At 49.8% G+C, this 24359-nt stretch carries 39 protein-coding genes; 2 read left to right on the plus strand and 37 right to left on the minus strand.

The features are described from left to right. The 9 genes from rplM to secY are packed head-to-tail and all read right to left on the minus strand — an operon-like array spanning position 1 to position 5127. Positions 1 to 432, minus strand: coding sequence for a 50S ribosomal protein L13 (gene rplM, locus FBF24_02120; protein QCT40680.1), 432 nt, complete (start codon positions 430 to 432; stop codon positions 1 to 3). Between the two features lies 1 nt (position 433). Then, positions 434 to 820, minus strand: a complete 387-nt coding sequence (locus FBF24_02125) for a 50S ribosomal protein L17 (GenBank protein ID QCT40681.1) — start codon at positions 818 to 820, stop codon at positions 434 to 436. 2 nt (positions 821 to 822) lie between these two features. Further along, positions 823 to 1740, minus strand: a complete 918-nt coding sequence (locus FBF24_02130) for a DNA-directed RNA polymerase subunit alpha (GenBank protein QCT40682.1) — start codon at positions 1738 to 1740, stop codon at positions 823 to 825. Between the two features lie 21 nt (positions 1741 to 1761). Further along, the gene (gene rpsD, locus FBF24_02135) at positions 1762 to 2382 is read right to left on the minus strand and encodes a 30S ribosomal protein S4 (protein ID QCT40683.1); all 621 of its coding nucleotides are present in this window, start codon (positions 2380 to 2382) and stop codon (positions 1762 to 1764) included. Positions 2383 to 2384: 2 nt separating this feature from the next. After that, entirely contained in the window at positions 2385 to 2774 is a 390-nt protein-coding gene (gene rpsK / locus FBF24_02140) for a 30S ribosomal protein S11 (GenBank protein ID QCT40684.1), read from the minus strand. Between the two features lie 15 nt (positions 2775 to 2789). Further along, complete coding sequence (rpsM, locus tag FBF24_02145; protein QCT40685.1) at positions 2790 to 3176, minus strand: 30S ribosomal protein S13; 387 nt, start codon at positions 3174 to 3176, stop codon at positions 2790 to 2792. A 2-nt stretch (positions 3177 to 3178) separates the two neighbouring features. Next, positions 3179 to 3307, minus strand: coding sequence for a 50S ribosomal protein L36 (locus FBF24_02150; GenBank protein ID QCT40686.1), 129 nt, complete (start codon positions 3305 to 3307; stop codon positions 3179 to 3181). A 51-nt stretch (positions 3308 to 3358) separates the two neighbouring features. Then, the gene (gene infA / locus FBF24_02155) at positions 3359 to 3625 is read right to left on the minus strand and encodes a translation initiation factor IF-1 (GenBank protein ID QCT40687.1); all 267 of its coding nucleotides are present in this window, start codon (positions 3623 to 3625) and stop codon (positions 3359 to 3361) included. Between the two features lie 38 nt (positions 3626 to 3663). Continuing rightward, the gene (secY, locus tag FBF24_02160; protein QCT40688.1) at positions 3664 to 5127 is read right to left on the minus strand and encodes a preprotein translocase subunit SecY; all 1464 of its coding nucleotides are present in this window, start codon (positions 5125 to 5127) and stop codon (positions 3664 to 3666) included. Between the two features lie 138 nt (positions 5128 to 5265). On the opposite strand from secY, the gene FBF24_02165 reads away from it, so the two are divergent. Beyond that, positions 5266 to 5970, plus strand: coding sequence for a hypothetical protein (locus tag FBF24_02165; protein QCT40689.1), 705 nt, complete (start codon positions 5266 to 5268; stop codon positions 5968 to 5970). Between the two features lie 69 nt (positions 5971 to 6039). Here the strand turns inward: FBF24_02165 and rplO are convergent, their stop codons facing one another. From rplO to FBF24_02195, 6 genes are all read right to left on the minus strand, one after another. After that, a complete protein-coding gene (gene rplO / locus FBF24_02170) occupies positions 6040 to 6513 on the minus strand; it encodes a 50S ribosomal protein L15 (protein ID QCT40690.1) in 474 nt (157 codons plus the stop codon). Then, positions 6513 to 7103: a 30S ribosomal protein S5 gene (locus tag FBF24_02175; GenBank protein ID QCT40691.1), complete on the minus strand. Its 591-nt coding sequence runs from the start codon at positions 7101 to 7103 to the stop codon at positions 6513 to 6515. Before FBF24_02175 ends, rplO begins: the two co-directional genes overlap by 1 nt. Position 7104: 1 nt before the next feature. Then, on the minus strand, positions 7105 to 7455 hold the full coding sequence (locus FBF24_02180; protein ID QCT40692.1) for a 50S ribosomal protein L18: 351 nt from the start codon (positions 7453 to 7455) through the stop codon (positions 7105 to 7107). Between the two features lie 2 nt (positions 7456 to 7457). Continuing rightward, positions 7458 to 7991 carry a 50S ribosomal protein L6 gene (locus tag FBF24_02185; GenBank protein ID QCT41168.1) on the minus strand — a complete coding sequence of 178 codons (534 nt, stop codon included), beginning with the start codon at positions 7989 to 7991 and terminating at the stop codon, positions 7458 to 7460. A gap of 90 nt (positions 7992 to 8081) precedes the next feature. Continuing rightward, a complete protein-coding gene (locus FBF24_02190) occupies positions 8082 to 8594 on the minus strand; it encodes a hypothetical protein (protein ID QCT40693.1) in 513 nt (170 codons plus the stop codon). Positions 8595 to 8639: 45 nt separating this feature from the next. Then, positions 8640 to 9536 carry a hypothetical protein gene (locus FBF24_02195; GenBank protein ID QCT40694.1) on the minus strand — a complete coding sequence of 299 codons (897 nt, stop codon included), beginning with the start codon at positions 9534 to 9536 and terminating at the stop codon, positions 8640 to 8642. A gap of 445 nt (positions 9537 to 9981) precedes the next feature. Here FBF24_02195 and cyaB point away from each other — a divergent pair, with 445 nt between their 5' ends. After that, positions 9982 to 10578 (plus strand): class IV adenylate cyclase, encoded by a 597-nt coding sequence (gene cyaB / locus FBF24_02200; protein QCT40695.1) that lies wholly within the window; start codon positions 9982 to 9984, stop codon positions 10576 to 10578. Here cyaB and FBF24_02205 read toward each other — a convergent pair. The 22 genes from FBF24_02205 to FBF24_02310 all read right to left on the minus strand — a co-directional run bounded on the left by FBF24_02205 (position 10526) and on the right by FBF24_02310 (position 24356). Then, positions 10526 to 10936, minus strand: a complete 411-nt coding sequence (locus FBF24_02205) for an NUDIX hydrolase (protein QCT41169.1) — start codon at positions 10934 to 10936, stop codon at positions 10526 to 10528. The genes cyaB and FBF24_02205 overlap by 53 nt on opposite strands. 97 nt (positions 10937 to 11033) lie before the next feature. After that, positions 11034 to 11435 (minus strand): 30S ribosomal protein S8, encoded by a 402-nt coding sequence (gene rpsH, locus FBF24_02210; protein ID QCT40696.1) that lies wholly within the window; start codon positions 11433 to 11435, stop codon positions 11034 to 11036. A gap of 20 nt (positions 11436 to 11455) precedes the next feature. Continuing rightward, the gene (gene rpsN, locus FBF24_02215; GenBank protein ID QCT40697.1) at positions 11456 to 11725 is read right to left on the minus strand and encodes a 30S ribosomal protein S14; all 270 of its coding nucleotides are present in this window, start codon (positions 11723 to 11725) and stop codon (positions 11456 to 11458) included. After that, positions 11725 to 12309: a 50S ribosomal protein L5 gene (gene rplE, locus FBF24_02220; protein QCT40698.1), complete on the minus strand. Its 585-nt coding sequence runs from the start codon at positions 12307 to 12309 to the stop codon at positions 11725 to 11727. The genes rpsN and rplE overlap by 1 nt, the downstream gene beginning before the upstream one ends. After that, the gene (rplX, locus tag FBF24_02225) at positions 12309 to 12629 is read right to left on the minus strand and encodes a 50S ribosomal protein L24 (GenBank protein QCT40699.1); all 321 of its coding nucleotides are present in this window, start codon (positions 12627 to 12629) and stop codon (positions 12309 to 12311) included. The genes rplE and rplX overlap by 1 nt, the downstream gene beginning before the upstream one ends. Beyond that, positions 12629 to 12997, minus strand: a complete 369-nt coding sequence (gene rplN, locus FBF24_02230) for a 50S ribosomal protein L14 (protein QCT40700.1) — start codon at positions 12995 to 12997, stop codon at positions 12629 to 12631. Before rplN ends, rplX begins: the two co-directional genes overlap by 1 nt. After that, positions 12994 to 13305 (minus strand): 30S ribosomal protein S17, encoded by a 312-nt coding sequence (gene rpsQ, locus FBF24_02235; protein ID QCT40701.1) that lies wholly within the window; start codon positions 13303 to 13305, stop codon positions 12994 to 12996. Before rpsQ ends, rplN begins: the two co-directional genes overlap by 4 nt. Continuing rightward, positions 13305 to 13511, minus strand: coding sequence for a 50S ribosomal protein L29 (gene rpmC / locus FBF24_02240; GenBank protein ID QCT40702.1), 207 nt, complete (start codon positions 13509 to 13511; stop codon positions 13305 to 13307). The genes rpsQ and rpmC overlap by 1 nt, the downstream gene beginning before the upstream one ends. Beyond that, positions 13511 to 13924, minus strand: a complete 414-nt coding sequence (gene rplP / locus FBF24_02245) for a 50S ribosomal protein L16 (GenBank protein ID QCT40703.1) — start codon at positions 13922 to 13924, stop codon at positions 13511 to 13513. Before rplP ends, rpmC begins: the two co-directional genes overlap by 1 nt. Continuing rightward, entirely contained in the window at positions 13925 to 14560 is a 636-nt protein-coding gene (gene rpsC, locus FBF24_02250; protein ID QCT40704.1) for a 30S ribosomal protein S3, read from the minus strand. It lies immediately after the preceding gene. Further along, entirely contained in the window at positions 14561 to 15025 is a 465-nt protein-coding gene (locus tag FBF24_02255; GenBank protein ID QCT40705.1) for a 50S ribosomal protein L22, read from the minus strand. 2 nt (positions 15026 to 15027) lie between these two features. Next, positions 15028 to 15294, minus strand: a complete 267-nt coding sequence (gene rpsS / locus FBF24_02260) for a 30S ribosomal protein S19 (protein ID QCT40706.1) — start codon at positions 15292 to 15294, stop codon at positions 15028 to 15030. 6 nt (positions 15295 to 15300) lie between these two features. Beyond that, positions 15301 to 16140, minus strand: a complete 840-nt coding sequence (rplB, locus tag FBF24_02265) for a 50S ribosomal protein L2 (protein ID QCT40707.1) — start codon at positions 16138 to 16140, stop codon at positions 15301 to 15303. Continuing rightward, positions 16140 to 16460 (minus strand): 50S ribosomal protein L23, encoded by a 321-nt coding sequence (locus FBF24_02270; GenBank protein QCT40708.1) that lies wholly within the window; start codon positions 16458 to 16460, stop codon positions 16140 to 16142. The genes rplB and FBF24_02270 overlap by 1 nt, the downstream gene beginning before the upstream one ends. 1 nt (position 16461) lies before the next feature. Continuing rightward, the gene (gene rplD / locus FBF24_02275) at positions 16462 to 17061 is read right to left on the minus strand and encodes a 50S ribosomal protein L4 (GenBank protein QCT40709.1); all 600 of its coding nucleotides are present in this window, start codon (positions 17059 to 17061) and stop codon (positions 16462 to 16464) included. Further along, positions 17061 to 17675: a 50S ribosomal protein L3 gene (locus tag FBF24_02280; GenBank protein QCT40710.1), complete on the minus strand. Its 615-nt coding sequence runs from the start codon at positions 17673 to 17675 to the stop codon at positions 17061 to 17063. The genes rplD and FBF24_02280 overlap by 1 nt, the downstream gene beginning before the upstream one ends. A gap of 267 nt (positions 17676 to 17942) precedes the next feature. Further along, positions 17943 to 20030: an elongation factor G gene (gene fusA / locus FBF24_02285; protein QCT40711.1), complete on the minus strand. Its 2088-nt coding sequence runs from the start codon at positions 20028 to 20030 to the stop codon at positions 17943 to 17945. Positions 20031 to 20153: 123 nt separating this feature from the next. Beyond that, positions 20154 to 21065: a hypothetical protein gene (locus FBF24_02290; protein QCT40712.1), complete on the minus strand. Its 912-nt coding sequence runs from the start codon at positions 21063 to 21065 to the stop codon at positions 20154 to 20156. A 63-nt stretch (positions 21066 to 21128) separates the two neighbouring features. After that, on the minus strand, positions 21129 to 21623 hold the full coding sequence (locus FBF24_02295; protein QCT40713.1) for a YajQ family cyclic di-GMP-binding protein: 495 nt from the start codon (positions 21621 to 21623) through the stop codon (positions 21129 to 21131). An 80-nt stretch (positions 21624 to 21703) separates the two neighbouring features. Then, a complete protein-coding gene (gene rpsG / locus FBF24_02300; GenBank protein ID QCT40714.1) occupies positions 21704 to 22183 on the minus strand; it encodes a 30S ribosomal protein S7 in 480 nt (159 codons plus the stop codon). Between the two features lie 2 nt (positions 22184 to 22185). Continuing rightward, positions 22186 to 22599, minus strand: a complete 414-nt coding sequence (locus tag FBF24_02305; GenBank protein ID QCT40715.1) for a 30S ribosomal protein S12 — start codon at positions 22597 to 22599, stop codon at positions 22186 to 22188. Positions 22600 to 22886: 287 nt separating this feature from the next. Further along, positions 22887 to 24356, minus strand: coding sequence for a hypothetical protein (locus FBF24_02310; protein ID QCT40716.1), 1470 nt, complete (start codon positions 24354 to 24356; stop codon positions 22887 to 22889). Between the last annotated feature and the right edge of the window lie 3 nt (positions 24357 to 24359).

Here is a 24359-nt window from a genome sequence, read left to right on the forward strand (position 1 = left end):
TTACTTTACCTCAACTTTCTCTGGGGTTTGTGCTGTGTGAGCATGCTCGCTGCCAGCAAATACGCGGAGGCGCTTGAGGCGCTCTGCTTGCAATTTGTTCTTTGGCAGCATGCCTTTGACAGCTTCTTCAATAATTCGTTCTGGGTGGCGTTCACGCATTTCTTTGAACTGCGTTTCTTTGATGCCGCCTGGGAAACCACTGTGACGGTAGTAATACTTGTCGGTTTCTTTGTAACCAGTAACGACGGTGTTTGCAGCGTTAATAACCACCACATAGTCACCGCCATCAACGTGCGGCGTGTAAGTTGGCTTGTATTTACCAGTCAGGTGTTTAGCAATTTCAGTTGCTAGGCGTCCCAGTGGCAATTCGCTCGCGTCAAACAATACCCAGCGGCGAGAAACGTCAGATGGTTTTTGTGAATATGTCTTCATCTTATTTCTCCTTCTTTGGCATTGGTTTGATGTCGTCGACAAACTCGATGATTGCCATTTGAGCGCCGTCGCCAACACGTAGGCGTGTTCGTTCAACGCGAACGTGTCCACTGGTGCGGCCGCTAAGTTGCGGGGCAATTTCATCAACGAGTTTGTAAGCAGCAGCGCGGGTGCTGAGTGCTGCGATCACCTGGCGGCGGCTGGCTAGATCGCCCTTCTTCGCCTTGGTGATGATTTTTTCAATGTGGCGCTTCAGCTCTTTGGCTTTCGGCAAGGTGGTCTCGATTTTGCCGTGCTCGACCAGGCTGGTCGCCAGGCCCCTCAGCAAGGCTCGTCGTTGATCACGCTCACGGCCGAACTTGCGCCCTTGATATCCGTGTCTATGCATAGTTAAAACTCCAACTCCGCCATCTTGTCGCGTACTTCATCCAGTGCCTTTGAACCAAAGCCTTTCAATTCTCGCAAATCTTGCTCGGTCAAAGTCACCAGGTCGCGAATCGTGCGGATTTCATTGTTAATCAGCGCATTCGTGGTGCGGGCACTGAGGTTTAATTCTTCGATTGACATGTCAAGTTCCGAATCATCCGCCTCGTCGTTGCCCAGTGCTGGCGCACCGGCTACCACAGTCGAGCCTGCCAGTGCGCTATATTGGCTGACGAGGATAGCCGCTGCTTCCTCAAAGGCTTCGCGCGGTGTCAATGTGCCGTCGGTCTCCACCATCAGGGCGAGCTTCTCGAGGTTGGTCTCGTCGCCAACGCGTGTCGAGTCAACCTTGTAGCGAACGCGCAGCACCGGTGTAAAGATAGCGTCGAGCGCGATCATGTCGGAGTGCAACCGATTGGCACTCGACTCTTCAATCGTCTGATAACCACGGCCAGCTTCTGCCACCAAGTCCATAATGACGGTCTTGTTCGGATCATCAATGGTAGCGATGATGTGGTCTGGGTTAACAACTTCTACTTCGCCGTTTGCTTGGATGTCGCCAGCGGTGATAACACCACCAGTTTTTTCCAGACGCAGCTCAACTGGCTCGTCAGTGTGAACGCGGAGTCGCACACCCTTTAGGTTCAGCATGATGTCAACGACATCTTCTTTGATGCCCTCGACAGTGGTGAATTCGTGCGTCGCGCCCTCAATACGAAAGGCAACGATCGCGCCACCACGGATGCTGGAGAGCAAGACACGGCGCATTGAGTTACCTAATGTATTGCCGTAGCCGGCGTGCATCGGCTCGATCAGAAAGGTTGCACTGGTCGCGGAAATATCATCAACGCTCGCGAGTGCTGGATTGTAAATTGCTTTTGCCATAATTCTTCCCTAACCCTTCTTTTATCGTGAGTAATACTCAACAATTAATTGCTCGTTGATATCAGCTTCTGCTTCCTCGCGCTTTGGCAAACCAGTCACTTCAATCTTCAACTTCTTGCTATCGCTCTTTAGCCAGCTCAGCGGGCCTTGGATTGAATTGTTGATCACGTTGTCAATTTGCGTAAAGTACTCAGATTTGGTGCTCTTTGGGCGAACGGTGATGACGTCGCCAGCTTTAACGCGAATCGATGGAATATCGACGCGGCGGCCGTTTAGCTCAAAGTGGCCGTGGCTGACTAGTTGGCGAGCAGCGCGGCGGCTAACAGCGAATCCAGAACGATAAACGACATTATCCAAGCGGCGCTCCAGCAACTTGAGCAGATTTTCGCCTGCCAAACCTTCTTGGGCGCGAGTTGCTTCGTTCATCAGCCGAGCAAATTGCTTTTCCACTAAACCATACAGGCGGCGAACTTTTTGCTTTTCGCGCAGCTGCGTGGCGTACAAGCTTGGCTTGCTATGTCGGCTGTGTGCGTGCTGACCTGGAATGCCAGATTTTCGTGCCAAAACTTTATGTGCTTTTGGATGAAGCGCATAACCTTCGCGGCGGCTTTGCTTGACAATCGGTGAATTATCTCGTGCCATAATTATGCCCTCCGTGCCTTTCGTGGACGGACACCGCCGTGAGGCACGCCAGTTACGTCCTTAATACTTTCTACTGAGATGTCGAAGGCGCCAATCGCACGAATAGCGGCGTCACGGCCCAAACCGACACCTTTGACGAAAACGTCAACTGATTTCAAACCATACTGAGTTTTCGCAGCTTCAGCAGCTTTCTCAGCAGCAACCTGTGAAGCATAGGCGGTGCCTTTTTTGCTACCACGGAAACCACATGCACCAGCTGATGAAGCGGTCAACACGTTACCTTTCTTGTCGGAAAAAGTAACGATGGTGTTGTTAAATGTTGCTTGAATATGCAGCTGACCAGCTGGGACTGATCGGCGCTGCTTCTTCTTGGTAGATTTTGCGTCTGCCATTTCTTAGTCCTTTCTTTAGGTCTTACTTGCTGCTTTTGGTTGTGTACCGCCCACGGCGATGGCGCGACCCTTGCGAGTTCGTGCATTCGTACGAGTCCGCTGTCCGCGTGTCGGCAGTCCTGCTTTATGGCGAAGACCGCGATAGGCGTTGATATCCTTCAAGCGCTTAATATTATTCGTCACCAAGCGCTGGAGATCACCCTCAACGGTGTATTCGCTGTCGATAATTTCGCGAATCTTGTTTTCTTCAGCCTCGGTGAGATCTTTCACCCGAGTGGTCGGCTCTACGTTCGCCGCCGCAAGGATGCTCGAAGCGTGCTTTGGCCCAATCCCATAAATATAGGTGAGCGCGATTTGTACCTGCTTCTCTGTTGGGATAACTACCCCAGCAATTCGAGCCATGCTTAACCCTGCCTTTGCTTGTTCTTAGGTTTTCGTTTGTTGATGACGTATAGGCGGCCTTTGCGGCGCACTAGCTTGTCACCTTTCTTGGGATCTTTGTCGATCTTCTTGACACTTGCACGAACTTTCATAAAGTGCTCTGAAATCTCCCTTCCCGAGTAAACCCGAGATTATCGTTAGTATTATGACGAGCGCCGCGTGTTTCGAGCCACGTGCGCTGGTCGCTCCTCCTTGAGGCGAAAGACGATGCGACCCTTTGTGAGATCGTAAGGAGTCATCTCGACTTCCACCCTATCACCAGGCACCAGGCGGATGTAATTCTTGCGCATCCGTCCCGAAATGTGCGCGATGATACTATGGCCATTCTCCAGTTCCACCCGAAATTGGGTATTAGGCAGTGCTTCCACCACCTTACCAATCATCTTGATGACTTCCTTTTGACTCGCCATAAGTTACAGTTGTCAATTATACCGTATCGTCTCGGCGATTACAAGAGGGACGAGCGTCGTTTTTTCGACTTTTTCTTGGTCAGTTCGTCTGGGTCAAAGTTGTCATAAGTAACCATCAGAGCGCGCGAGTTGAGCTGGCGTAGTGACTCGAGGCCGACTGAGACTACGATGAGCAGCCCGGTACCGCCGATCGACAGGCGTGAGCCGCGGATTGCCGCTAGGTGATACATCAAATATTCAGCGACAAACGGCAAGATGGCGATGACGCCGAGGACGATTGAACCGAACAAAATTAAACGATTGACGGTGCGCATCAGATACTTTTCGGTTTGTTCACCGGGTCGAACACCCTCGATAAAGCCGCCCTGCTTTTGCAGATTCTCAGCGATTTCGTTGGCGTTAAAGACGATCCCGGTGTAGAAGTAGGTAAAGGCAATAACCAAGAGGAAATACAGCGTCGGGTAAATGAACGCCTCCCAGGTACTGCCGGTAAAGGAGCCTGGGTTGGGTGCCTGGAACCACGTGATCAGGGTGTTAGCAGTGTTTTGCAGGTTTGGATTGCCTGATGCCTTCATGACTTGGCCGATGAATTGCGGCAAGCTGAGGAAGGCGACGGCAAAGATGACCGGGATGACGCCGGCAGCGATTAGCTTGACCGGCAGGATGCTCTTGATACCACCGTAGCTGGAGTTGCCGTGGATACGCTTGGCGTAGTTGATAGTGATGACGCGCTGGGCTTCATTAATTTTCACCAGGAAATAGAGAACGATGAGTGAGGCGATAGCCATGATCACCACCAGCCAAAAGACGGTTGGATTGACCGGCAGGGTAAACCAGTTAAAGACGTTCAGTCCGCCAGCCGAGGTGTTGCCGAGCGACGAGATGAGTGAGCCGAGCATCTGCGGGATCTGGCTGATGATACCAGCGAAAATCAAGATCGAAATACCATTGCCGATACCCTGCTCGGTAATCAATTCACCCAGCCACATGAGCAGTACCGAACCAGCCGTCATCGCCGTCACGCCAACTGTCCACTCAAGCATCGTCGGGTCGCTCAGCGTGGTCGTACCGCCAGCCAGCACTGTCTGGCGCAACAGGAATATAAAGGCGATTGACTGGACGATAGCCAGCGGGATGGTCAGCCGCCGCGTCCACTGCTGGATCTTACGCCTACCCGATTCACCGTCCTTGTGTAGCTCTTCGAGCTTCGGGATGGCCTTGGTGAGGAGCTGAGTGATGATGCTGGCGGTAATGAATGGACTGAGCCCAACCAGCACGAGTGAAAAGCTTGCCAGCGCGCCACCCGAAAGCAAGTTCAAGAACCCACCGAGGTCAGTCTGTCCCAGCGCTGCTGCCAGTGCCGTCTTCATCTGTGTCGGATTCGCCAGCGGCACCGGAATATGCGCCAGCATTCGATACACTACAATAATACCCACCACAATGGCCAGGCGTTTCTGCATATCTTTATTTTTCAGCGACCGGAAAATTATTCTCCAATTCATGTTTTAGCCCCTCATAGTCACTAACAATTCTTAACTCTGTTAATTATACATGACCGCGGCCAATATTTCCATACTAAAAACATAAAAGCACATGCGCTATAATTGAATTAATACAATAATGCAAGATTGAGGTGTCATATGCAACAACGTCCCGAAACTCCAGTAATTCCATCGCCAATGCCGCAGCTAAGCCCAGAATTACCGCCACAGTATCCACCAAAGAAAAGTAAGCTATGGCTGTGGATTACGCTGGCGATTGTCGGCGTGTTGGCGATAGTCGGGATTATCATAACAATTATTATTGTGTCGAATAACTCCACTTCTTCAGCTGATACAACAACTTCACGTCAGCGAGCGACCAAGCCTGATAAGAATAATGACAATGAGGAGGATGAAGACAATCAGCAAGGCTCAACTACGAAGGCCACAAAATGCCTAACGTCTGCAGATTTTCGAAGATCTGGCTATACGCACGTAAAGGATGGCTATTTTGTGTTAGAGAACGGCAAATTTAACTTTCGTAGCATTCTCTTTAAGCCAGATTCAACGCAATACCAACGTGGAACTTCCAATGTTGAAATGGCTAAGCTAGGAATGCTTTACAAATTTAATACTGACAAGCAATTTTCGATTGAACTGGTTCCTAATGAGACGGGCGAGGACTCAAAGCTGGCTTTGGAGCGTGCCGATAAGATTAAGCACGATTTGGTATCTAATGGAATTCCAGAGCGTAAGATTACTGTTTCTGAGCCAATAGTCGCCACCCATGATACTAGCGATGATACGGCCGACAGACGTGTAACGATTTATTTCGTTGCACCGCAGAAATGTAGCGAAAAGTAATCCGACTCACCAAGACAAAAGAAAATCCCCTTCTCTTACAAAGGGGATTTTATAGTCACCAAAGGAAGATTATTTTTCTTCGGCTTCTTTCATGCTTTGGCGCAGTGGCGTTGCGACTTTCTCAAATGAGCCGCCGGCTTTTTCAATCGCTTTGACAACTGAAGCGGAAGCAGCTTGTACTTTCAAGTCAACCCTGGCTTTCAATTCACCGCGGGCGATCACCTTGACCGTGTGGAACGGCGTGGCAATGTAGCCTTCGGTAAACAGCACTGCATTGTCAACGGTTTTGCCGTCAAAGGCGTTCAAGTGATCTAGGTAGACTACCTGAGCTGGTGTACGCAGACTCTTGAAGCCGCGAACTTTTGGCACAGCCTGAGCCAATGGACGCTGACCACCCTGGAACATGGCGCGAAGCTTTTTACCAGTGCGGGCGTTCTGACCTTTGGTACCACGACCAGCGGTTTTACCCTGGCCAGCAGCGATACCGCGACCAACGCGCTTTTTATTCTTGTTTGCTGAAACTTGGAGATCGTTGTATTTCATTACTTAGCCTCCTTTTTAGCAACTTTTTTGACTGGCTGAGCATTGAGCCATTCTTCGCGCGGAACCAATGATTTCAATGCTTCAATGGTTGCATAGGCGATGTTCACCTTGTTGGTTGAACCGAGTGACTTGGTCAGCAGGTTGCGAACACCAGTTACGCCGATGATCTGTCGCACCACACCACCAGCGATAATACCGGTACCAGGAGCGGCTGGCTTGATTAGCACTCGGGCACCTGAGAACTTAACTTCGCTGTCGTGTGGAATGGTCTCGCCGTTCAGCGGCAAGGTGATCAAGTGCTTCTCGGCAACTGAGGTTGCCTTGGCGACAGCAGCTTGCACGTCGGCACCTTTGGCTACACCAACACCAACCTTATCCTTGCGGTTACCGACAACCACCAACGCCTTAAAGCGGAAACGGCGGCCACCCTTTACCACGCGGCTCACGCGGTCAATGTTGATTACCAATTCTTCAAACTCTTTTGGTGCGTCATCACGCACATTTCGCCGGTCATCGCGGCGACCGCCACGCGGACTGCGAGGCCGGCGGCCTTCTGCGCGTGGGGTAGTATTTGCAGCTTGTTCTGCCATACTAGAACTCCAATCCTTCTTGGCGCGCAGCATCAGCCAATGCCTTCAAGCGACCAGCGTACTGGCGGCCGTTACGGTCAAAGACGACTGCGCTAATTTTACTTTTCTTTGCTTTCTTAGCAATTTCCGTACCGATGGTAGCGCATTTTTCGCTCATCGTACCTTTTGCTTTGGTGCCAACGGTGGTTGCGGCAGCCAATGTCTTGCCGGCGACGTCGTCGATCAGCTGAACACTGACGTGCATGTTGCTGATGGTGACCGTCAGGCGTGGGCGCTCTGCAGTACCTGAAACTTTCGCGCGAACGCGGTTTTTGCGAAGAGCGCGGTTGAGTAATTTCTTGTTCTCAGTCATGATTACTTACCTGTCTTTCCTGCTTTGCGCAAAATCTGCTCGTCAGCGTACTTGATACCCTTGCCCTTGTATGGTTCAGGCTTCTTCAGCGCGCGGATTTCCGCAGCGACTTGACCGACTTGCTGTTTATTGATACCGCTAACGATGATGGTCATCTTTTCATTGGTAACGGTGATACCCTCTGGGGCTTTATATTTGACTGGGTGTGAAAACCCGAGCGCCATTTCCAGCTCATTATTGCTGGAGCTCACGCGGAAACCGACACCATTGACCTCGAGACGCTTCTCGTAGCCCTTGGTGACGCCGATTACCATGTTGTTGATCAGCGCGCGCATCAGACCGTGCTGGGCGCGAGCAGTTTTGGACTCATCCTTCGGATGAACCGTGACTTGTCCGTCTTCGACTTTCACCTCAACTGCTGGCGTGATGAATTGCGTCAATTCACCTTTCGGGCCCTTTACGACCACATCACCAGAGTCAACCGTGATTGTCACACCGGCCGGAATAACCACCGGCAGTTTTCCGATTCGACTCAGACTCATTACTCACCTTTCGTGTGATTTGATATTAACCTAGGTATTTTAGCATAGATTAGAGGTGAAATGCAAGGTTTTTGATCGTCCTGCTTAGTTACCGTACGGAATGAGTAGAACAATCGCCAAAATGCCGAGAGCAATATATGTTGCTAGCGCAGCCTTGGTTAAATACGGTTCTGTCATGGTGTAGATTTTACGCACTTCGTAATAATCCCATAGCCGCCAACCAGAGATCATTAAAAGAATACCAGCGAAGATACTTAAATAGCCGCTGACATCAATATGCCAAAGAAAGTTTGATGCATCAACTGGAGCAATGAATGTAGCCACCGCCATTGTCGACCAGAAGCGTGCCTGTGGCTTTTGTCCGACAGCAATAAAGCAGGCAGCGGCGACCATGATTAACTCAACGAGAGGGTTTTCCATAAATAGTACCTGAATATAATAACTAGGAACTCCTTGCCTGGGGTCAGCACTGCCAATAAGCCAACCTATTCCGTACAGTAGCGGCACTATAACGACAATAGATAACGAGAAGGGTAGAATATCAACAATGAAGACATCTTTGACGGTTATTTCTGCTTGGTTTGACGTTTTTGTCATATGGAGGAAGCTACGCATATGATTACAGTATAGCAAAATATATTCTTAAATATCGTAAACGTCTATCTCGATCGCCTTAAGTATCTGCCCGATTAGCTTATTGTCTGCCATCTTTAGCCATCCTTCGCCACCAATAACGCAGCCGCCGAGGATTGAATTCAGCGTATCTCTACCCAACAATACTTGCTCGTAGTTATGCGAGCACCTAACCAGCGCTGCCTGCAAATTATCGCAAAACGACGACGCTGATAAAAATTGCATATATTCCATGAATTCGCGCTTTAACTGGTCGACTATATTATCGTCTTTCTTGATTAGCCCAAGGAACATTCGATAACCAACCGACTTTGACGCTTCCGACCATTGATCGCCGCGATCGTATACTGTATGTTTTTCACGAATCATCACTAAAAAGTTAAGCGCCACAGCCTGTATGACAACCGCCGCCAGCGCTTGATCAACTGGCGATTGGATATATTTTTCATCAACCGAATATTCTAAAACATATTCAGGAAAAAGATTTTTGGACTCTACGCCATATTTTATGTATGGCATACAAAAGAGTGTATTTACAGAGCTTTTATCATCAGCTTTGCGATACGTTATATCACTTTGCTGACGCCATGCAGAAGACTGCACTGAACTTAATTTATGTAGTAATTTATCTTGTACTAACTCTGTCACTAAGCGATTCATCTCTATTCCGCACTCGGCAGCCGCCCGCAGGGCAGCGCTTCCCGGAATATCCCTTTTGTCGAATAGTCGCAGTGCTTCATTGTAAGCGTCTTGCGCCTCTGGGTTGTGGAATTCAGCATCCATAAAACAAGTGTCGCCGTACGTTTTTGCCGTTAAGGTAATATCGCTTGAAATAAAAAATCCTTTGTCTTGAAGATATTTCAAAACATACTGGGCAAGCAAATGCTCGTAGACGTGAGCTAGCAAGCCATTATCTTTTGATATTTTGTATAGCGATGAGTACATTCTCTTTGCTGTTCTCTGGAAATAAGGAGATACCCGCCCAGACACTTGTATGTCTGGGCGGGGGAGTGCGTTGTAAAAAACAACGAACTCCTAGGGCCCTAGGAACTATCCCTGACCCCTGCTCTTGCTCCCGCTCTGGCTGATAGACGCACCGTTGTGCGGGTTGCTCTCGCCGAACTTGGAGCTGCCGCGAGCCTGCTGTGCCGCCTTACGAGCGGCGCTCTGCGCACGGGACTGTGCGCTCTTGCTGGCGCGGGGAGTGAAGTTGGGCTTCGCCTTTGCCAAGCGAATCGCCCCCTTTCTCTCTCAGATAGTCACGGTACCTCCGCAACTTATTCAATAATAGCACATATATATCGGATTAGCGATAGTTCGTAAATTGCTATATACTTTTGGTATTGCATAATTGAGCTGGAGGTTCCATCTGGCAGAGCAGTATGAAATAGAACGTAAGCGTAAGTTTGCGGGCAATTTGGAAGTGTTTATTGCACAACTGAGTTCTCAGGGATTTTCCTTAGTTGATGAAACTACTGAGATTGGTAGCTACTATTCTCGGTCTGACGTTGATTTCATGCAGACAGTTGAATGTTTGCGGGTTCGACAGCGTAATGATTTTGCCGAGATAACCTATAAGCCACCGACCAATCAGCGTACGCGCACTGAGGATGGAGTTATCGTCAAGCCAGAAACTAATCTGCCAGTCAATCCAGAGAATGCGGCCGTCGCTAAGCAGCTGCTAACAAATCTTGGTATGGTGAAATTGGTTGAGGTCAATAAGTTTCGACGGATATTTAAGTACGATGATGAACCGGGGTTGACGATTGCTATTGATGAGATTAGCGGTGCGGGTGTTTTCGTAGAAACGGAAATCATCAGTGAGGATAAAGAGTTGGCGCTGCGGCAAATTGAGGATGTTGAAGCGCGGATAGGAGTTCAGGAGTTTGAAATCATCACTCAGCCGTATCGTGATATTTGCATGGATATATCTTTGAAAGGTTGCTAGCTAGCGTAGAATCCAATTTTTCTTGTTTGATTTCATGAATATCGAAATAGTTAAAGTTTGAAACTTCATCTGTTTTACGAGGTGCCGTTAGTAGAGTAACTTTGTAGGCAATAATCAGAACAGGGTCATCGAACTTTGTATTCCAAGTTGGAATAATCAAGGGATTTTCTGTAGAGACTTTGACATCTGCTTCTAATTCTTCCAAAAACTCTCGTTTCAACGCTTCTATAACACCCTCACCATGTTCCAGGCCGCCGCCAGGAAGATCCCATGAGTCACTTCTCTCTTGAACAAACAGTAGCTTGCCTGAATAATCACGCACCAATCCCTTGACTACTACTCGATATGCTGATGATATGTTTTTTAATATTTCAATCTCCTTATGCAATACGAAAAGTGTAGCATAAAAATAAACGCCCTACAACGAGGACGTTTATTTTGTTCATTGCGATGTTTTAGTACACCTTCAGTAGCAACTCACCACCAAGTTTAGCCTTGGCTGCCTCAGCGCCAGTCATGACGCCTTTGGAGGTTGAGATGAGTACCAGACCGCGGCCGCTTTTCACCTTTGGAATCTCGCTAGCGCCGACGTAAACGCGACGACCAGGTTTTGAGACACGGGTGATCTCGTTGATGGTGCTGTTGGTACCTTCTTCGTTGATGGTCACGACCAGCACGCCGCGAGGCTTGGCGTCCTCTAGTTTAACATCTGCAAGGTAGCCGTTTTTGACTAATTGTTCAGCGATGACTTTTTTCATCTTGCTGGACGGAACACGAACTTCCGTCTTGCCAACCAGTTTCGCATTGCGAATGCGCGTCAGAAGGTCGGCGATTGGGTCTGTAGTTTGCATAGACATTGTCGAATCTCCTTTCCTTCTTACCAACTACTCTTTGTTATGCCTGGGATTTCACCCTTGGCTGCTTTTTCGCGGAAATTGATGCGGCTCAAGCCGAACTGGCGCATGTAGCCACGTGGACGGCCGGAAATGCTGTCGCGGTTCTTGTGCCGAGTTGGGCTCGAGTTGCGAGGTAATTTCTGCAAACCGTCGAGGTTGCCAAGCTCTTTGAGCTCAGCGCGCTTCGCAGCGTATTTTGCGATCATCTTCAGACGCTTTTTGTCGCGAGCGACCATTGATTTCTTAGCCATTACCTGACGCCTCCTTTCTTCTCAAACGGCATGCCGAACTTCTCCAGCAAGGCTTTTGATGCTTCCTTACTGCCGTTCTTGATAACAAATGTTACCTGCAACCCGTGTAAAATCTGCGTTTCCTCGAACGTCAGTTCTGGGAAAATTGACTGTTCGATGATACCCAGGTTGTAGTTACCACCTTTGTCAAATTTCAGGCCAACACCGTGGAAGTCGCGTACGCGAGGTAGGGCTACATTGATCAAACGATCCATGAACTCGTACATCCTGCTGCCGCGCAGCGTGACGCTTACGCCAATTGGCGCACCCATACCTTTACGGATGCTAAAGCCAGCAATTGATTTCTTTGCTTGGCGGGCAACTGGTGCCTGACCGGTGATCTTTGCAACGGTGTTTTTGACAATTTCAAAGTGACGCTTGTCATCTTTCTTTTTGCCGGTGCCAACGCTCACGATGATCTTTTCCAAAGCCGGCACTTGGTGCACGTTCTTTAGATCTAATTCGGCTTGCAGTTCCTTCAGGTATTTCTCCTGGTACAAGGCTTTCAAGCGAGGAGCTGGCACGACAATTTTCTTCTCTGCCATTATTTAATCTCCTTATTTTTTGCTTGGCGAGCGACGCGAGTTTTGCCGCCGTCAGCGTTCTTTACTAAACCAACCCGACTGGTTTTGCCTGACTTTTCGTCAATAACCAGCGCGACTTTGCTGATATCCATCGGTACGTGGATGTCTTTCTTGCCGCCTTTTGGATTGTACTGGCTTGGCTTGACGTGGCGATGCCCGACGCCAACACCTTTGACCAAAACAGTCTGATCTTTGGTGTTAACTTTCAGAACTTTACCAGTCGTGCTCTTGTTCTTACCAGCAATGATTTTTACGGTGTCATCTTTGTGAATACGAGCCATTAGAGTACCTCCGGAGCTAGGCTTACGATCTTCATGTAGCCCATGTCGCGAAGTTCGCGTGGTACTGGGCCGAAGACACGGGTGGCCTTTGGCTGCTTGTCATCGTTGATAATCACCACGGCATTGTCATCAAAGCAAATAGTTGAGCCGTCCTTGCGGTGGATTTGGTCGCGGGTGCGAACCACCACAGCCTTGACGACAGATTTCTTCTTGACGTTGCCGGTTGGGCTGGCGTCTTTGACTGAACAGACGATCACGTCGCCAACGCGAGCGTAGCGGCGGCGGGTACCACCGAGAACGCGGATACACAGTACTTCTTTAGCACCCGAGTTGTCAGCTACCTTGAGGCGAGATTCTTGTTGGATCATTTGTCATCCTCCTTAGCCTCTTCCTCAGCTTCACCAGAAACTTCAGCCTTTAGTTTGATAGAACCGCGAGACTTCTCAATCACCTTGACCAGCGTAAAGCTCTTGGTCTTGGAAATCGGGCGAGTCTCTTCGATTTGCACCTTGTCGCCTTCGCCTGCTTGATTGGTCTCATCATGAGCAGTGTACTTGCGAGTCACGGTGTACTGTTTGCCGTAGAGCGGATGCGTTTCGCGGCTGGTGACCGTCACAGTGATGGTCTTGTCGCGCTTGGCACTCGTTACGACGCCAATCAGTGTTCGTCGGGCCATTACTTGCTCTCCTTTTCGTTAATTTGTGTCAGCAGGCGTGCGATGTCCTTACGGAGTGAACGCAGCGCTTTTGGATTAACTAATTCGCCAGCAGCGTGAGAACGTTTTGCCTGAAGCAGGTCATGTCGCTTTTCGGCGACTTCCTTCTTCAAATCATCAACGGTCTTCACAACTGCTGCTTTTGCAGTTTTCTTTGCTTCAGCCATTATGCGTCCTCCCGCTTGATGAACTTACATTTGACTGGTAGTTTGTGGCTCGCTAGGCGCATCGCCTCACGAGCGACTTCCTCTGAAACGCCCTGCATTTCAAACATCACCGTGCCGGCCTTCACCTTGGCAACAAAGAACTCTGGATTGCCCTTACCACCACCCATCTTCAAACCAAGTGGTTTGCGAGTAACTGGGGTGTGTGGGAAAATCCGGATCCAAATCTTACCACCACGCTTGATGTAGCGGGTCATTGCCTGACGAGCAGACTCGATTTGGCGGGAGTTGATGCGCTCGTTTGATTGTGATTGCAGTGCAAAGTCGCCGAACGCGATGTAATTACCACGGGTTGCTTGACCACGGTTTTTACCGATGCGCACTTTGCGGTGCTTGGTTTTCTTTGGTAACAGCATTTAGCGACTCCTTTCTCCCTTATAAATCCACACTTTCACGCCGATGATACCAGCTGGTGTCTGGGCGCGAGCACAGTGGAAGTCAATATCAGCACGAAGAGTGTGCAGTGGCACTGAGCCTTCAATCACCTTTTCGCGGCGTGCCATTTCAGCACCGTTCAAACGACCAGCCACCTCGATACGGATACCTTTGGCACCAGCACTCATGGTGTTTTGTGCGGTCATTTTAGTGGCGCGGCGGAAGTTGATGCGGCGCTCCAACTGGCGAGCAATGTTTTCTGCCACCAATTTGGCTGCTAGTTCCGGTCGGCGCACTTCTTCGATGTTGATGCGAACCGCCTGACCGACAATTTTCTCAACTTGCTTTTTCAATTCATTCACGCCCGCACCGCCACGGCCAATCACCACACCAGCTTTCGCCGTGTGAATGGTTACCGTGATCAAGTTAGCACTCCGCTCAATCTCAATGCGATTGATGGTTGGGCGTGAGGCAAATTTCTTCTCAATCAATTCGCGGATTTCGTGATCCTGGCGAATTGCCTCCGCAAACTCTTTCTTATTGGCCGTAAACCAACGAGAGCTCCAGTTCTTGTGAACTTGTAGGCGGAAGTTGATTGGATTCACTTTTTGACCCATTTACTTCTCCTCCTTTTTTGCCGTGGTTTCGGCGGCTTTCTTCGCTGCAGGCTTGGCAGGTTTGGTCTCTGCCTTTGCCTTGGTCTCTGGTTTCTTCGCAGGCGCTTTCTTTGGCTTCTCAGTACCAGTTACTTCAACCAAAATGTTTGAGGTCTTTTTCTGGAATGGCAACGCACGGCCCTTTGACGCTGGCTTAAAGCGGCGTAGGCGCGTACCGGTAGTAACGCTCAACGTAGTAATCACCAAGCTTTTAGCGTCCAAACCGTGATTGTTGATGGCGTTTGCCTTGGCACTTTCGATAGCCTTTTTGACTGGCATAGCAGCGCGTTTTGGCACGTGCTCCAAGATGACCAATGCGTCAGCGACGGTGCGGCCGCGTACCAACGCAGCCACCAGGCTAACCTTGCGTGGTGTTTGGTCAACACCTTTGGCGTAAGCGCGAACAGTATAAGTTGTATCAGCCATGATTACTTCTTATCCTTTCCGCCGTGCTTACGGAACTTGCGAGTTGGACTAAACTCACCGAGTTTGTGGCCAACCATGTTTTCGGTAATCAGCACTGGCACGTGCATCTTACCGTTGTAGACAGCAATCGTTCGACCAACCATCTCTGGGGTGATAGTCGAAGCGCGCGCCCACGTTTTGATAACGGTTCGATCGTCAAGGCTGAGAGCAGCGACTTTTTTCGCAAGCTTCACATCGACGAATGGACCTTTCTTTAATGAACGACTCATCGTGATTTACCTCTTCCTCTTCGCGTCGTGACGCGTGCGTACGATTAATTTATTTGAGCCTTTGCGGCGGCGAGTTCGATAACCCAGCGTCAATTGACCCCATGGCGTACGTGGTGCTTTACCAGTACCATGGCGACCACCGTCACCACCACCATGCGGGTGATCTGCGGCGTTCATGACGACACCGCGAACCGTTGGGCGAATACCCTTGCGGCGGCGGCGACCGGCTGAACCGATTTTGACGTTCTGGTGCTGGACGTTACCAACTGTACCGATGGCAGCGGTAGCTTCCAGGCGAACTTTGCGAACTTCGCCAGATGGCAATTTGATGGTTGCGTAATTGCCCTCTTTGGCCATCAACTGAGCTTTGGCGCCAGCGGCACGAACCATTTGCGCACCTTTGCCGGCAGTCAGTTCAATAGCATAAATCATCGTACCAACAGGGATAGTAGACAATGGCAGGCGGTTTGAAGCCTCGATTGGCGCTGTCTCGCCAGTCTGAATCGTCTTGCCCTTGACCATCGAGGTGTCGGCCAATACGTAGTGGTACAAATTGTACTGATCTTTCACCCGAGCGATGCGTGCTGAGCGGTTTGGATCGTACTCAATTTCTTCAACCGTCAGCGTCAAACCAGCCGGCAAATTGTGGTTCACCAAACGGTAGTGACGACGAACGCCACCGCCGCGATGACGCACGGTGATGCGGCCTTGGTTGTTGCGGCCGGCATTTTGCTTTTTGGCTTTGGTCAGACTTTTGAGCGGTTTCTTCGTCGTGATATCCGACAAGTCCTGGCTCGTCATGCCGCGACGAGCAGGAGTGGTTGGATTGTAAGCTTTCACTGGCATTACTTGGTCTCCTCCATCTGCTGCTCTACTGCGTCAAACACATCGAGCTTATCGCCATCTTTCAGCGTCACGTAAGCCTTCTTCCAATCCTTGCGCGTAGTCGTGCCAGGATAGCGGTTCTTGCCTCGTGAGAAACGCACAGCTTTACCGTCTTGGACCAAGGTTTTTACCTTTAGGACGGTAACGTCAAATTGCGCTTCAACTGCTGCTTTGATCTCGTTTTTATTCAGGTTGAGCGGAACGCGGAACACGTACACGCCATTGGCGCTCACGGCGTATGCTTTCTCGCTAATGCGTGGGATAATTGTCATCTGTTTCATATTACGCTTCCTCCTTACCCAGCCACTCAGTGATTACTGGCAGAGCTTTCGGGGTCATGACAATAGTATCCGCATTCAGAATGTGGTAGACGCTGAGGTAGCTCGCGCGAATCACTAATACGTTCTGAATGTTGTTTGTGGCACGCATCAATTCTGGCGTCTTTTCGTCGACGACGATCAGTACGCGGCGCTCAAACTTGTTGTCAGCCAAGAAGGTTGCGACCTCTTTGGTCTTGCCAGTCGTCTTGATGTCCTTGACGACGATCTTCTTCGCTTCATTGGCTACCGTCAAGGCTTGGCGAATTGCCACTTTCTTGGCGGTTTTAGACAATTTTTTGGTGTAGTTTTCATTGCCGCGTGGGCCAAAGACCACACCACCACCGCGCCAGATTGGGTTACGGCTTGAGCCAAAACGTGCTCGACCAGTTCCCTTTTGTTTCCATGGCTTTTTACCACCACCGGAAACTTCACCACGCTGCTTGGTTGTGGCGCTTGCCAGGCGGGCATTTGCCAGATAGCTGTCATATGCCAATTTCAACAGTTCGTGATTTGGCACTTCAACAGCAAAAATGTCTTTAGGAAGTTTGGTTGATTCAGCCATTACTTGTTACCTCCTAAAATGATCAGCCCTTTTCGTGGCCCAGGGACAGCGCCCTTCACCCCGATCAGATTGGTCTCTGGATCAACATATGCCACTTCCAGGTTCTTGACCGTAACACGCTCGTGACCCATGTGGCCAGCCATTGTCTTACCCTTGAACACTTTTTGTGGATACATCGAGCCAATTGAACCTGGCTTACGAGTATTACCTTTACCACCGTGCGTCTTGCGGTGACGCTTAAAGTTGTGGCGTTTAATGGTTCCAGCGAAACCTTTACCTTTGCTGGTTCCGGTCGCATCGACAGAATCGCCGACTTCGAACGCGGAAACGTTGATTTCATCGCCAACTTTGAGACCTTCAGGGATCTCGTCGACGCGGAATTCCCGAATGTGCTTCGGGGTCACTTGGGCTGGCTTGACGTGTCCAGCCACGGCCTTGCTCAGGTTCTTACCCTCTCCATAAGCGACCTGCACCGCATTGTAACCGTCGGTCTCGACAGTCTTCACCTGAGTCACGGTGACAGGGCCGGCTTGGATCAGCGTCACCGGAATGGCTTTGCCGTCTTCAGCCAAGAGCTGGGTCATACCAAGTTTGGTACCGAGAAGTGTTTTCACTTTTCCTCACTCCCACTTAAATACTCCTGATGACGTGCGGTTTCTGGGTTCTGAGTGAGGCGTTCATGACAAGCGCTTCAATCATAACCAGACCTGCTCATTCATCAAGGAGAACAGTTGATATTACGCGTAATAGAAATTACCCTGTGATTTTAACACACGTTGGTCTGTGACGTCAACAGTAGTAGGATGTTGGTCTATGCTATTGACATAACAAATACCGCCCCGATAAGGAGCGGTATTTTAGTATCGGTTTATTGCTACACGCTAGGCGTTGCGCTTTTCGATAATCTCCTGCGCCACGTTTAGTGGAACTTCCTCGTACTGCGCGAGCTCCATGGTGCTGGCGGCGCGACCCTGTGACATCGAGCGGATGTCCGAGGTGTAGCCAAACATATTTGCCAGCGGCACAAAGGCCTTGACTAGTTTAGCGCCGCCCATCAAATCTTCCATAGCGTCAATGCGGCCGCGGCGTGAATTCAGGTCGCCGATGATGTCGCCCATGAACTCTTCTGGGGTGGTGACTTCGACTTTCATGACTGGCTCAAGCAGAATTGGTGTGGCTTGCTTGATACCTTCACGAGCTGCCAAGCTACCCGCCAATGAAAAGGCTAGTTCTGAGGAGTCGACATCGTGGTATGAACCATCGTACAGCGTCGCCTTGACGTCAACCACTGGATAGCCAGCGATAACACCGCCCTCCAAAGTCTCCTTGATACCCTTCATCACAGCCGGGCGATATTCCTGAGGCACCACGCCGCCCTTGATCTCGTCGATAAATTCAAAGCCTTTGCCAGCTTCGTTTGGCTCAAAGCGTACCCAAACGTCACCGTACTGACCGCGACCACCAGACTGCTTGGCGTGCTTGCCCTGAACCTCGGCGTGACCCTTGATTGACTCGCGGAAGGCCACTTGCGGCTCACCGATGTTAGCTTCAACCTTGAACTCGCGCTTCATGCGGTCGATCAAAATATCCAGGTGCAACTCACCCATTCCAGACATGATAGTCTGTCCAGTCTCTTCATCAGTGTGAATACGGAAGGTTGGGTCTTCCTCAGCCAAACGCTGCAAGGCCAGCGCCATCTTTTCCTGGTCAGCCTTTGATTTTGGCTCAACGGCGATGGATACTGGTGGCTCTGGGAACTCGATACTTTCCAGGGCAATCGGATGTGCTGGGTCAGTCAAAGTGTTACCAGTACCAGTATTCTTTAAGCCAACCACCGCGGCAATGTCGCCGGCAGAAATCTTATCGATATCTTCGCGCTTGTCAGCATGCATGCGCACGATACGGCCGATACGCTCCTTATCGCCAGTGGTGGTGTTCAGGACGTAGCTGCCTGAGTTCAACACGCCAGAATAGACGCGGATGAAGATCAATTTACCAACAAATGGGTCAGTCGCAATCTTGAAGGCCAAGGCACTCATCGGTTCTTTGTCGTCTGGTTTGCGGCTCACTTCGTCGCCAGTCTTTGGATTCTTGCCCCAAATTTCGTCAACGTCCAATGGGCTTGGTAAGAAGTCAACCATCAAGTCAAGCAGCTTCTCGACGATGACGCCGCGGCCGTCACCGCCAGTCACTAGGTAAAAGTCGCCAGCCAGCACGCGCTTGCGCAGCGCCATCTTCAGTTCTTCGATAGTAATCGCTTCCTCGCCCTGATCGAGGAACTTCATCATCAATTCATCGTCAGCTTCAACGGCATTCTCCACTAGCAGGGCGCGGGCATTCTTTGCCTTCTCCAACATATCAGCTGGGATCTCGCCGACCTTTAGCTCATGATCAGTGTAGTCATCGTAGGTGTATGCCTTCATGTCGACTAGGTCAACCACACCGTTAATCGTCTTTTCAAAACCAATTGGCAAGTGAATTGGAAAGGCCTGCTTGCTCAGGCGGTTGTGAATTGACTCCAGCGATTTCCAAAAGTCGCCGCCGGTCTGGTTAATCTTGTTAACGAAACAAATGCGCGGCACGCCGTATTTGTTAGCCTGGCGCCACACCGTCTCGGACTGTGCCTCAACGCCCATCTTGCCATCAAACACCGTCACCGCACCGTCGAGCACGCGCAGTGAACGCTCCACCTCAGCGGTAAAGTCGATGTGCCCTGGCGTGTCAATGATATTAATCTTGTGGTCTTTCCAGAAACAGGTCACCGCCGCCGAGGTGATGGTAATACCGCGCTCCTTTTCCTGCGCCATCCAGTCGGTGGTGGCGCCATCGCCGTCACCCTTGACCACGCCAATTTTATGCGTCAAACCAGTGCGGTACAAGATGCCCTCAGTTGTCGTCGTTTTACCGGCATCAATATGGGCAATGATACCAATATTTCTAAAGTTTTGTAATGGAACGTTTGCTGCCATTTGTCTTTCCTTTGTTAAAAGTGGTTATTGTTCGAGATTCTCCGGAGCTATTTTGACGCACCAAAAAACTACGCTTGAGCTGTATTATAGCAGACGATTGGCGTTTTGTGAATGAGCCTCATCTTACCGCGGAATTTGACTACGACCTGATTGGATCCATTGTATTCCCTTGGCGACGAGCAGATAATCTCTGTTTTGAGCGTCAGACCGACCAAGGAGCGTTGCACGCACCATCATCACCAAAGAATTGTAGCCTTCGGGATCCGTGACAGCCTCTAGGGAGACAGACTGCACATACATCGCACCTTTCGCCTCTAATCCAACCCACCCCTCGTTGCGAAAAGCGGGGCCCATATACGTAACGTCATACGGCATATATGAATCAAGTGAAGCCAGCACCTTGCAATGAATGTTTATCGCCTTAATCACTCGATTGAGGTCTCTATTTGACAATCGCCCAAAAGGAATTTCATCAATCGGAACATCTGCTAGCTCCCTGATCATCCGAGCTGAGTCGATACAATTATTGTTTGGATCAACTGGTCGTATATTATTCAAATAATCAAGGACTTCAAGCATGTACAGCTGTAAAATAGCCTTGGCCTGTTCAATATCCATCAGCTGCGGAAATTGAATAAGGACATCTAGCGGAACAATATATTGAGTCGTGGTATCCCCTGGTGTTACGCCAAGACCACCAAGTGCAATTTCTGGATCAGATTTATTCGCGACAATCAGGCAACCGGCACACTGGAGTTCATGATCTTCAATATATACGTACTCTTTTCCGTTTTTGGTGTATTGTTGCACCCATCCGCTTACCGTCATCAGCTGGCCTATAAACCCAGCAAATAGTTCTTGGTTAATCTGCACAGTGGCTTCTGGATACTGATGAGGACTGAGCTTTCGAATGTCGGACGTTCGCTCTCGAGCCAGGCGGAGGACAGTGGCGACTTGCTGATTGAAAACAGCCTTATCAAGTAACGCAAGGTTCTCAGGCAGCGGGGCGGCAGATGGGCTAGATTCAGTCATCATCTCTTAATCATACGGCGTAAAAGCCAACTGACGCAACCATAACCGTAAAACGACGATCCGCTCTTACCGATAATTCACGCACTGCAGCGGCGTGTCATAATCATTCTCACGCACCAGGCTAATGACTTTTTGCAACTCATCTTTCGAGGCGGAAGTGACGCGAACGAGGTCACCTTGGATTTGTGGCTTGGCTTTTGGCGCGTTAGTACGAATGTCGGCAGCGATGTGCTTGGCGGTCGGCTGGTCAAGGCCTTGCTTGAAGGGAATTTCCCACGTGGTTTTGAGATTTGAGGTAACCTTTTCTTTGGTGAGATCGAGGACTTTGCTCGACTGACCCCGAGCCGCCAGTTTCTTGCGCACGATATCCAGCACCGCATCAACCTGCCAGTCGTTATCACCGGTGAGCTTGAATCCTTTTTTATCATCCAGCCAGTCAATCCCAGCATTCGTTCCCTTAAAATCGTACCGCCCTTGGATTTCTTTTTCCGCCTGCATGAAAACATTATTCAGCTCGGCTTTGTCAATTTCTGACACAATATCAAATGAAAAACTTGCCATTTACCCCTCCTCGTTTTCTCCATTATAACAAAAATCGCCCGTTTTTCAGAGCGATTTTTGAGTGTACATTTTCCCGACAATTAGCCGCGAGCAAAGTGCGCAAAGGCGCGGTTGGCTTCGGCCATCTTGTGGGTGTCTTCTTTCTTCTTGAAGGCAGCACCAGCTTCGTTGTAGGCGTCAACGATTTCCAATGCCAAACGCTGTGAGTATGGCATACCGCTGCGAGCCCGAGCTGATTGCACCAGCCAGCTAAACGCGTAGTGTAGCTGCCGGTGTCCCTGAACTGGGAACGGAATCTGGTAGTTCGCACCACCGACGCGGCGACTCTTCACTTCAAAGTTTGGGCTAACGTTTTTCAATGCTTTTTCAAACACTGCCAACGGATCTTCTGAATCCAATTTCTTCGCAGCAGTTTCCAGGGCGGTGTAAACAGCCCGCTCAGCCGCCAATTTCTTACCGTCCAGCATTGACTTGTTGATCAAGCGCTGCACCAACACGCTTTGGTAGCGGCGGTCAGGTTGCAATTGGCGTTGTAATTTCTTGGTAACTTTACGAGGCATGATTACTTATCCCCTTTCTTAGTACCGTACTTCGAACGGCCCCGCTTGCGGTTGTTGACACCCTGGAGGTCCAACGCACCGCGGACGATGTGGTAACGCACACCCGGAAGGTCAGGCACACGACCACCGCGGATCAAGACCACAGCGTGCTCCTGCAAGTTGTGACCTTCACCGCCGATGTAAGCCCAGACTTCGTAGCCGTTGTTTAGTTTCACGCGGGCAACTTTACGCAGCGCTGAGTTTGGTTTCTTTGGCGTCTTAGTCGTAACACGCACACAAACACCACGCTTGAGCGGTGCATTCTGGTCGTAGTAACGCGTTTTCAGGGCGTTGTGAATGCGACCCAGCGCTGGCGACTTGGACTTTTTCTTAGCCGTTTGACGCGGTTTACGCACCAATTGGTTGATAGTTGGCATCCAATTTCTCCTTGGTTGATTTACTAATGATGGCGATTTCGCCTGGTGGCACAGAGTGGGCTGGCGGCGGCATTGACACGCAAAAACCAGCTTCTCTTAGCGCCTACGGCTTGGATTCAGCAACTCCGCCCCGTGTCTATACCTTTTCTGCCGAGCATTCGGTCTGTACACATTCAAACCACCGCTTGCTCCGAAAAGAGGAAACTCTGAGGGTCATTATAACACAGGTTCAGTCGATACTTCAAGTGGCGGCCCTCTTTAGATCTCTTACACGAGGAATGCGCCTGCTACATGCCGCGTTGTATCGTATCAACATCGCTATTATTCTGATATCGCACGCCATGTGCATCCATCAGTTTATCAAAGTCAGTACTTATCTCCTCAGCACGAGGTACACGACGTGACGTGTCGATATCAGCCTTGAAGAACTGGACTGTTACCAATGTGTAGCCGGGCTTATGCTCATGCCTATTACCAATATCAACGATTCTGTATGCATTTGCACCACGAGGTTTTATCCTACGCACCTGATCAAGTGTATAACGCAGAAAGAATTCCTCATCTACCATAAAAGTTTTACATTCTCCAACTGGAGTACATGATTTCACCAGATACTCCATGTTACTAGAGTCCATACATGGTTCTTTTAGAGAATCTTTTGGGTAACGTGTGAACGTCTTTCCTCCAATGTCACCCAGCCGCACAGGTGTAATCACCGACACCTTCTCTCCATCAGTCGACCGCATGAACCGTTCTGGGTCTTCAGATAGTATTTCTTCTGCTGTAGGTAGTTTGCCGATACCGGCTTCTATGTCTGCTTCTTTTGGCACAGCCACAAAGTTACTAAAGGATCCTGGATCGGCAAAATATGGACTAACCAGCATCTCGTTTCGCCTAGCATACAGTGCTTGAAAATCTTTAATACCAAGTATATGTGCCGCGGCATTCCTGCCTAAAGTAGCGATTTGTTCCACATGTTCTGTATATGATAGGCGACAAGGCATTGGTTCGCTTAAATCATGCCCCCTGGTCTCGAAGACAGGTTCAATAATGTGCACAGGATCTCCATATATCAGTCTCCCGGCTCGTCTCAATACGTCTTCTGCTAGGTTTGCCTGCGTACATAGATATCTACATGCCTGCGAGCCCAAACGCATCCTTGTCAGCGGATCACGCATAGCCTGATGTAGGTCGAGTAGCCTCTCACCATTCGCAGCGAGGCATCTCTTCCTTACAAAATTCTCATAGTCTACTTTATCAAGCACGGTTACTTCTGGAATATTGACATCATCCTTATATACCTGCCCAGCCGAGGGAACAAAAGCATCGACATCAATAACCTTCACCTCCCCGTAGTCACCATTTTCTAGACTACGAAACTGCTCCGTACTAATTACCCCTCCTGGGTTTTCTTGAAGATCATGGTCATAGGCCTCCGTGATTCCATCTAACGTAGACAGCGGACCAACACCATGAGCCACGATGATTTTTTGGCGATGATCAGCACCCGTTCCGACATATTCACCACTTGCACTAGTGTAAGCCTGATTCCATGCCCTCATGAGCGGCACTTCATCCCTCCCCATTTTACCGTGATGATTTCCATAGAAAGACTTATGAGCCGCCTCTCTTGCTTCAATGATCTCCGGGAGTGTCGCGATATGCCCTCCTTCACCAGCATACCGCAGGGCGTATTTCCAAGCAGTTTCTATATCCCGATTTCCTGCCGACATCAATGGACGACCGCGTTCTGACATATC

The organism is Candidatus Saccharibacteria bacterium oral taxon 488 (assembly GCA_005697215.1).
Classification (GTDB): domain Bacteria; phylum Patescibacteriota; class Saccharimonadia; order Saccharimonadales; family Saccharimonadaceae; genus Nanosynbacter.